Source organism: Pseudomonas sp. P65(2024), assembly GCF_057480955.1.
In genome coordinates this window covers 1-229 of record NZ_JBLIYX010000068.1, presented here as the reverse complement: position 1 = coordinate 229, position 229 = coordinate 1, and the positions used below count along the sequence as shown (strand labels likewise).

Genomic DNA, 229 nt, shown 5'->3' with positions numbered 1-229 from the left:
TCCAGTTATTGCGATGGAGGGACGGAGAAGGCTAGGCCAGCTTGGCGTTGGTTGTCCAAGTTTAAGGTGGTAGGCTGAGATCTTAGGCAAATCCGGGATTTCAAGGCCGAGAGCTGATGACGAGTGCTCTTTAGAGCGCGAAGTGGTTGATGCCATGCTTCCAAGAAAAGCTCCTAAGCTTCAGATAACTGGGAACCGTACCCCAAACCGACACAGGTGGTTAGGTAGA

Annotated in this window: 1 rRNA gene; it reads left to right on the top strand. The window is 51.5% G+C overall.

The window, feature by feature from the left end:
• A 23S ribosomal RNA gene (locus tag AC25MA_RS25865) occupies window positions 1–229 on the top strand; the annotation flags it as partial.